1 protein-coding gene is annotated in these 466 nt (G+C 32.2%); it reads right to left on the bottom strand.

Features of this window, described 5'->3' with window-relative positions:
* Nucleotides 1–309: hypothetical protein (locus D7Y04_RS44270; RefSeq protein ID WP_147477336.1), on the bottom strand; the 309-nt coding region annotated here is incomplete at its 3' end.
* Nucleotides 310–466 lie beyond the last annotated feature (157 nt).

Below are 466 nucleotides of genomic sequence, written 5' to 3' on the forward strand. Positions count from 1 at the left end.
AGTAAAGAGAAAATTAGCTCGTTTGATCACAGCAATTGCTTCGACATTGCTGAATGGTTTGTTGTTGAGTTTAATTGTATTTGCCCAAAAATTGATTTGTTTGGTATCCCATTTAGTGATTGATAGTTCAGGAGATTCAATCAATGATTTCAGATCTTTTCGTTTGATTTCCTCTAATTCTTTGAGTAATTCAGATCTTATGTACTTCACTAGAGCTGGATGATTTTTATTAATTTCTTCCAATTCAATCAATAATTCGGTTCGACTTTTTACTTTGCCTTTGGATTGAAAATTATTCTCGATCACCACTTGATTTAATCCTCGAAGTAATTCAGTGAAGTTAGTCAAATCTCGGACTAACTGACTGATTTTTGTCGATTGTGAAGAAGGTATATTGTATTGATTGAGAAGTTCTAATATGTCGATTAAATTCTGAACTTTTCCATTTGAGGGACTCGTCTTAAAA

Origin of the sequence: Corallococcus sp. AB038B, from assembly GCF_003668955.1 — a bacterium.
Classification (GTDB): domain Bacteria; phylum Myxococcota; class Myxococcia; order Myxococcales; family Myxococcaceae; genus Corallococcus; species Corallococcus exiguus.